The following is a 7,055-nucleotide window of genomic DNA, read 5'->3' on the forward strand; positions in this document are numbered from 1 at the left end:
CGGCGAGGGTGGGGGGGGCGCGCCGCGCCACCGGGGGGTCGGGGCCCGCGGGGGGGGGGGGAGGATGCCAGGCCCTTGTGGCGGTGAGCGCGCGGCGCGCCGGGGGGGGGGCGGGGGCGGGGGGGGGGGGGGGGGGGGGGGCGGGGGGGGGGGGGGGGGGGGGGCGGCCCCCGCCGCACCGCCGCGTCACCACGGCGTGGACGCGGAGTTTCAGGCCTCGTTGGTGCCCGCGTACATGTCCTCGATGAGGTGCTTGAACTCACGCTCGACGGCGGGCCGCTTCAGCTTGAGGCTGGGCGTGAGGTCGCCGTGCTCGACGTCGAGGTCGCGCGGCAGCAGGCGGAACTTCTTGACCGTCTGCCAGCGCTGGAGGCCCTCGTTCAGGGTCTGGACGTACGTCTCGATCAGCCGGTTCGTCTCGGGCGCGGCCACCACCTCGGCGTACGTCTTGCCCTCCAGGCCGTGCTCGGCGGCCCAGCCCAGGATGGCGGCGGGGTCGAGGGCGATCAGCGCCGTGCAGAAGTTCCGGTCGGCGCCGTGCACAACGAGGTTGGAGACGAACGGGCAGATCGCCTTGAACATGCCCTCGATCTCGGCCGGGGCGACGTACTTGCCGTTCGAGGTCTTGATCAGGTCCTTCTTGCGGTCGGTGATCCGCAGGTAGCCGTCGGGCGAGAGCTCGCCGATGTCGCCGGTGTGCAGCCAGCCGTCCGGCTCCAGGACCTCCTCGGTCTTCTCCGGCAGGCCGTGGTAGCCCTGCATGATGCCGGGGCCGCGCAGCAGGATCTCGCCGTCGTCGGCGATGCGGACCTCGGTGCCGGGCAGCGGCTTGCCGACCGTGCCGGTGCGGTAGGCCTCGCCGGGGTTGACGAAGGAGGCGGCGCTGGACTCGGTGAGGCCGTAGCCCTCCAGGATGTGGATGCCGGCGCCGGCGAAGAAGTAGCCGATCTCCGGGGAGAGCGCGGAGGCGCCGGAGACGGCGGCGCGCAGCCGGCCGCCGAAGGCCTCGCGGAGCTTGGAGTAGACGAGCGCGTCGGCGATCTTGTGCTTGGTGGCCAGCCCGAAGGGGGCGGTGGCCTGGCCGGTGCGGCGGAAGTTGTCCTGGGTGACCTTGGCGTACTCGCGGGCGACGCCGACGGACCACTTGAAGATCTTGTACTTGGCGCCGCCGCCGGCCCGGGCCTTGGCCGCGACCCCGTTGTACACCTTCTCGAAGATGCGCGGGACGGCCGCCATGTAGGTCGGCTGGACGACGGGCAGGTTCTCGATGATCTTGTCGATCCGGCCGTCGACGGCGGTGACGTGGCCGACCTCGATCTGGCCGGAGGTGAGCACCTTGCCGAAGACGTGGGCGAGCGGCAGCCACAGGTACTGCACGTCGTCCTTGGTGATCAGGCCGGTGGCCACGGTGGCCTTGGCCATGTACGACCAGTTGTCGTGCGGCAGGCGGACGCCCTTGGGGCGGCCGGTGGTGCCGGAGGTGTAGATGAGCGTGGCGAGCTGGTCGGCCCGGATCGAGGCGATGCGGTCCTTGACCGCCGCGGGGTGCTTGGCCAGGTGCTCCCGGCCGCGCGCCTCCAGGTCGGCGAGGGAGAGCACCCAGCCCTCCGGGTCGCCGTCGGCCGGGACCGCGTCGGCGGCGTCGATGACCACGACGTGGCGCAGGTCGGGCAGGTCGGGGCGGCGCTCGCGGGCCTTGGCGAGCTGGGCGGCGTCCTCGGCGATCAGGACGCGGCTCTCGGAGTCGGCGAGGATGAACGCCGACTCCTCGGCGTTGGTGCTCGGGTAGATGGTGGTGACGGCGCTGCCCGCGCACATGGCGCCCAGGTCGGCGAGGATCCAGTCGACCCGCGTGCTGGAGGCGAGGGCGACGCGCTCCTCGGGCTGTACGCCGAGGTCGATCAGGCCGGCGGCGATGGCGAACACCCGCTCGGCCGCCTGGCCCCAGCTGAGCGACTTCCAGTCGTCCGGGCCCTGGCCCGCGGCTGCGGGGACCGGGTAGCGGTAGGCCTCCGCATCCGGGGTGGCGGCCACCCGCTCAAGGAAGACGGCGGCCACCGTGGGCGGGCGATTCTCGATCAAGGACTGTGTGTCGCTCACGACATCCTCCGGACCGGTCCACGGCAGTGCGTGGGAGCGTGGGGACTGGCAGGTGGGGAACCAGACGTTCTTGTAACTGGCGAGTAACCAACGAGCTGTGATCAGGGTAGAGGTCGGCCGGCGGGTGCGTAAGAGCCGGCGGGCGGCCTGTTCATAACGAAACGGGCCCCCGCGCGGCAGCGCGGTGACCCGTTTCGCACCGTTTCCGGTCACTTCCCGTGGGCGCCTTCTCGCAGGTGACGCCTGGTGATGTCTACTTCTTCTTGGCGCCGCTCTCGTCGCTGGAGAGCACCGCGATGAACGCCTCCTGCGGAACCTCCACGGAGCCGACCATCTTCATCCGCTTCTTGCCTTCCTTCTGCTTCTCCAGCAGCTTCCGCTTACGGGAGATGTCACCGCCGTAGCACTTGGCGAGGACGTCCTTGCGGATGGCGCGGATGGTCTCGCGGGCGATGACCCGGGAGCCGATGGCGGCCTGGACCGGCACCTCGAACGCCTGCCGCGGGATGAGCTCGCGCAGCTTGGCCACCAGGCGCACGCCGTACGCGTAGGCGGCGTCCTTGTGGGTGATGGCGGAGAAGGCGTCGACCTTGTCGCCGTGCAGCAGGATGTCGACCTTGACCAGGCTGGAGGCCTGCTCGCCGGTGGGCTCGTAGTCGAGCGAGGCGTAGCCGCGGGTCTTGGACTTCAGCTGGTCGAAGAAGTCGAAGACGATCTCGGCGAGGGGCAGGGTGTAGCGAATCTCCACCCGGTCCTCGGAGAGGTAGTCCATGCCCAGCAGGGTGCCGCGGCGGGTCTGGCACAGCTCCATGATCGAGCCGATGAACTCGGTCGGCGCGAGGATCGTGGCGCGCACGACCGGCTCGTACACGTCCGAGATCTTGCCCTCGGGGAACTCGCTCGGGTTGGTGACCGTGATCTCCTTGCCGTCCTCCAGGACGACGCGGTAGACGACGTTCGGGGCGGTGGCGATCAGGTCCAGGCCGAACTCGCGCTCCAGGCGCTCGCGGATCACGTCGAGGTGGAGCAGGCCGAGGAAGCCGACGCGGAAGCCGAAGCCGAGGGCCGCGGAGGTCTCCGGCTCGTACACGAGCGCGGCGTCGTTGAGCTGGAGCTTGTCCAGGGCCTCGCGCAGGTCCGGGTAGTCGGAGCCGTCGAGCGGGTACAGACCGGAGAAGACCATCGGCTTCGGGTCCTTGTAGCCGCCGAGGGCCTCGGTGGCGCCGCCGGTCATCTGGGTGATCGTGTCACCGACCTTGGACTGGCGGACGTCCTTCACACCGGTGATCAGGTAGCCCACCTCGCCGACCGAGAGGCCGTCGGCGGGCAGCATCTCCGGGGAGTTGCAGCCGATCTCCAGCAGCTCGTGGGTGGCGCCGGTGGACATCATCCGGATCCGCTCGCGCTTGTTGAGCGTGCCGTCGACCACACGGACGTAGGTGACCACGCCGCGGTACGAGTCGTAGACCGAGTCGAAGATCATCGCGCGGGCGGGGGCGTCCTTGACGCCGACCGGGGCCGGGACGCTCTCGACCACGCGGTCGAGCAGGTCCTCCACGCCGAGACCGGTCTTGGCGGAGACCCGCAGCACGTCCTCGGGCTCACAGCCGACCAGGTTCGCGAGCTCCTCGGCGAACTTCTCCGGCTGGGCGGCCGGCAGGTCGATCTTGTTGAGGACCGGAACGATCGTGAGGTCGTTCTCCATCGCCAGGTAGAGGTTGGCGAGGGTCTGCGCCTCGATGCCCTGGGCGGCGTCCACCAGCAGGATCGTGCCCTCGCACGCGGCGAGGGAACGGGAGACCTCGTAGGTGAAGTCGACGTGCCCAGGGGTGTCGATCATGTTCAGGATGTGGGTCTTGCCCTGGCCCTCGCCCACGGTGGGCGCCCACGGCAGCCGGACCGCCTGGGACTTGATCGTGATGCCGCGCTCACGCTCGATGTCCATGCGGTCGAGGTACTGGGCGCGCATCTGCCGCTGGTCGACGACGCCGGTGAGCTGGAGCATCCGGTCGGCGAGCGTCGACTTGCCATGGTCGATGTGCGCGATGATGCAGAAATTGCGGATCAGCGCCGGGTCGGTACGGCTCGGCTCGGGCACGTGGCTAGGGGTCGCGGGCACGCAGTGTCCTGATTCTCGGGTCTCAGTCGGAACGTTACGCAGGCGTCTATCGTCCCATGACTGAGCGAGTGTGCTCGGTTTGGGCCGCCCGAAGGGTGCCTGGTAGCCTGGGCAGCTGTGCCTCGTATGCCCTCTCAGCGGACGCGGCACCACCGAAGATCAAACTCTGAACCTGAAAAGGCTCTTTCGTGGCGAACATCAAGTCCCAGATCAAGCGGAACAAGACGAACGAGAAGGCCCGCCTTCGCAACAAGTCCGTCAAGTCCGAGCTCAAGACCTACATCCGCAAGGCGGTCGAGTCCATCGCCGCCGGTGACGCGGAGAAGGCCACCGCGGCCGTCCGTCTGGCTTCGAAGAAGCTCGACAAGGCCGTCTCGAAGGGTGTCATCCACAAGAACGCCGCCGCCAACAAGAAGTCGGCGCTGGCCTCCAAGGCTGCCACCCTTCAGGGCTGAGCACTCGATGTGATCGCCGGGACGGACCCAGCGGGCCCTCTCATCCGCTCCTGACCGGCACCCCGCGCCGCACGCGGCCTGCGTTCGCCACGCGGGTGCGGCGCACAGCTTCACAGCTGAATATTTGGTCTTAGGCCAGTTGCTACTGCCCGCCGGGTTCCCCACCAGGCGGGCAGTACGCATTTCCCGGCCGGCGCCTAGAGTCCTCACGCACGTCAGAGGGAGGGAACCTACATGCGAGTCGGACGAATCCGCCGGGTATTCGTGGCGGTCGTGCTGCTGGGGCTGTCCACGGCAGCCTGCGGGGACCAGACGGCAGCGGGGCAGCGGGAACGCCGCCATCCTTATGCCGCGATCGAGGACCTGCCGGAATCCCTGGGGCCGGACGGGACCACGATCGTCGTGGGGGATCCGAGCCGGAGGCCCGTTCACCTGTACGAGGACATGCGCTGTCCCGTCTGCCAGGAGTTCGAGGTGACCGGCGCGGGCCCCGCTCTGCTGGACATGACACTCGGGAAGGAAGTGCGGGCCGAGTACACCCTGGCCTCCTTCCTCGACGACCGACTGGGCGGCACCGGCTCGAAGAAGGCTGCCAACGCCCTGCGTGCCGCGCTGGAACAGGACAAGTTCGCCGAGTACCACGCCGTGCTCTTCCGGAACCAGCCGGAGGAGCAGACCGACGGCTATACCGACGCGTTCCTGCTCGCGATGGCATCACGCGTCGACGGCCTCCGCGGCCCGGCATTCGACTCCGCGGTCAAAGAGATGAGATACGCGGACTTCGTGGCCGCTTCCCAGAAGGCCTACGAGGAAGTCGGCGCCCCTGGCACTCCGGCGGCGTACTCCCACGGCAAGCGTGTACCGCACGACGTACTGTTCACCAAGGATTTGCTGCGGCTCTTTGCCGGTCGTGACCCCACGTAGTCCACTGCGGTTTCGTGATCTTGCGGTGGCGCGGGCCGGGAACGGGTACAGCCACCGAGGGTGTGTGCAGCGGGGCGGGGTTCAGTACGACGGGCGGCGGGGGCGGGCGGAGCGGGAGACGGTCACGACCGCCTTCTCCAGGGCGTACTCCGGGTCGTCGCCGCCGCCCTTGATGCCGGCGTCGGCCTCGGCGATCGCGCGCAGCGCGTCCGCGACGCCGTCCGCCGACCAGCCGCGCATCTGCTGGCGCACCCGGTCGATCTTCCACGGCGGCATCCCGAGGTCCCGGGCCAGGTCGCCCGGCCGGGCCCCGCGCGGGGCGGAGGCCAGCTTGCCGATGGCCCGGACCGCCTGGGCCAGGGCGCTGGTGATCAGGACCGGTGCCACTCCGGTGCTCAAGGACCACCGCAGGGCTTCGAGGGCCTCGGCAGCCCTGCCCTCGACCGCGCGGTCGGCCACCTCGAAGCTGGAGGCCTCGGCCCGGCCCGTGTAGTAGCGGCCGACCACAGCGTCGTCGATGGTTCCCTCGACGTCCGCGCACAGCTGCGCCGCCGCACTCGCCAGCTCCCGCAGGTCGCTGCCGATCGCGTCGACCAGGCTCTGGCAGGCCTCCGGTGTGGCCGAGCGGCCCAGCGTGCGGAACTCGCCGCGGACGAACGCCAGGCGGTCGCCGGCCTTGGTCATCTTCGGGCAGGCCACCTCCCGCGCGCCGGCCTTCCGGGCGGCGTCCAGCAGGCCCTTGCCCTTGGCTCCGCCCGCGTGGAGGAGGACGAGGGTGATCTCCTCGGCCGGCATGGCGAAATACGCCTTGACGTCCTTGACCGTGTCCGCGGACAGGTCCTGGGAGTTGCGTACGACCACGACCTTGCGCTCGGCGAAGAGCGAGGGGCTCGTCAACTCCGCGAGCGTGCCGGGCTGGAGCTGGTCGGAGGTGAGGTCGCGCACGTCCGTGTCGGGATCGGCGGCCCGGGCGGCGGCCACCACCTCCCGCACGGCGCGGTCGAGCAGCAGTTCCTCCTGCCCCACCGCGAGGGTGAGCGGAGCGAGCGGGTCGTCGGTGGAGTTCTTCCTGGTGGCCATCGCGTCCAGCATCGCACGCCGCACCGACAGCGCCCGGCCGTGCGTGTCCGAGAATGGTCCGGTGAACCTGCGCCATGTACTGGTCCTGCCTGATCGCGACGCCGCCGAGGAGGTCGCGCAGGAGGTCGTCGACCGCTTCGGCCTCCCCGAGGAACCCCAGCTCGTCCGCGACGCCCTGGCGGGCGAGGACGACGCCGAGGACGCCCAGTGGCTCGTGGTCGTCGAGGACCCGCACGAGCGGCTCGACACCACCTCCCTGGACGACCTCGCAGCCGAGCACGAGGGCTGGCTCGAAGCCCCGTAGCGGCCCGGCGGGCCGAGGCCGGGCCGAGCCGAGGCCGAGCCGGGCCGAGGCCGGGACGGGCCGAGGCCGGGAC

Annotated in this window: 6 protein-coding genes; 3 read left to right on the forward strand and 3 right to left on the reverse strand. The window is 70.2% G+C overall.

The window, feature by feature from the left end; translation table 11 throughout:
• Window positions 1-210: 210 nt before the first annotated feature.
• On the reverse strand, window positions 211-2,100 hold the full coding sequence (locus tag GPJ59_RS31370) for an AMP-dependent synthetase/ligase (protein WP_219671307.1): 1,890 nt from the start codon (window positions 2,098-2,100) through the stop codon (window positions 211-213).
• A gap of 253 nt (window positions 2,101-2,353) precedes the next feature.
• Window positions 2,354-4,219, reverse strand: coding sequence for a translation elongation factor 4 (lepA, locus tag GPJ59_RS31375; protein ID WP_219671308.1), 1,866 nt, complete (start codon window positions 4,217-4,219; stop codon window positions 2,354-2,356).
• 188 nt (window positions 4,220-4,407) lie between these two features.
• Between lepA and rpsT the strand changes: the two genes are divergently transcribed.
• Entirely contained in the window at window positions 4,408-4,674 is a 267-nt protein-coding gene (gene rpsT / locus GPJ59_RS31380) for a 30S ribosomal protein S20 (protein ID WP_219671309.1), read from the forward strand.
• 234 nt (window positions 4,675-4,908) lie between these two features.
• The gene (locus GPJ59_RS31385; RefSeq protein ID WP_219671310.1) at window positions 4,909-5,598 is read left to right on the forward strand and encodes a DsbA family protein; all 690 of its coding nucleotides are present in this window, start codon (window positions 4,909-4,911) and stop codon (window positions 5,596-5,598) included.
• Window positions 5,599-5,679: 81 nt separating this feature from the next.
• Here GPJ59_RS31385 and holA read toward each other — a convergent pair whose 3' ends face one another.
• Complete coding sequence (gene holA / locus GPJ59_RS31390) at window positions 5,680-6,678, reverse strand: DNA polymerase III subunit delta (RefSeq protein ID WP_219671311.1); 999 nt, start codon at window positions 6,676-6,678, stop codon at window positions 5,680-5,682.
• A gap of 61 nt (window positions 6,679-6,739) precedes the next feature.
• Here holA and GPJ59_RS31395 point away from each other — a divergent pair, with 61 nt between their 5' ends.
• A complete protein-coding gene (locus GPJ59_RS31395; RefSeq protein WP_219671312.1) occupies window positions 6,740-6,982 on the forward strand; it encodes a hypothetical protein in 243 nt (80 codons plus the stop codon).
• Window positions 6,983-7,055: the final 73 nt, after the last annotated feature.

Source organism: Streptomyces bambusae (genome assembly GCF_019400985.1).
In the GTDB taxonomy this organism is placed as follows: Bacteria; Actinomycetota; Actinomycetes; order Streptomycetales; family Streptomycetaceae; genus Streptomyces; species Streptomyces bambusae_A.

Excerpts from the sequence above, each read along its gene's own strand:
- GPJ59_RS31385 (WP_219671310.1), top strand. The coding sequence starts at position 4,909 with ATGCGAGTCGGACGAATCCGCCGGGTATTCGTGGCGGTCGTGCTGCTG.
- holA (WP_219671311.1), bottom strand. The coding sequence starts at position 6,678 with ATGGCCACCAGGAAGAACTCCACCGACGACCCGCTCGCTCCGCTCACC.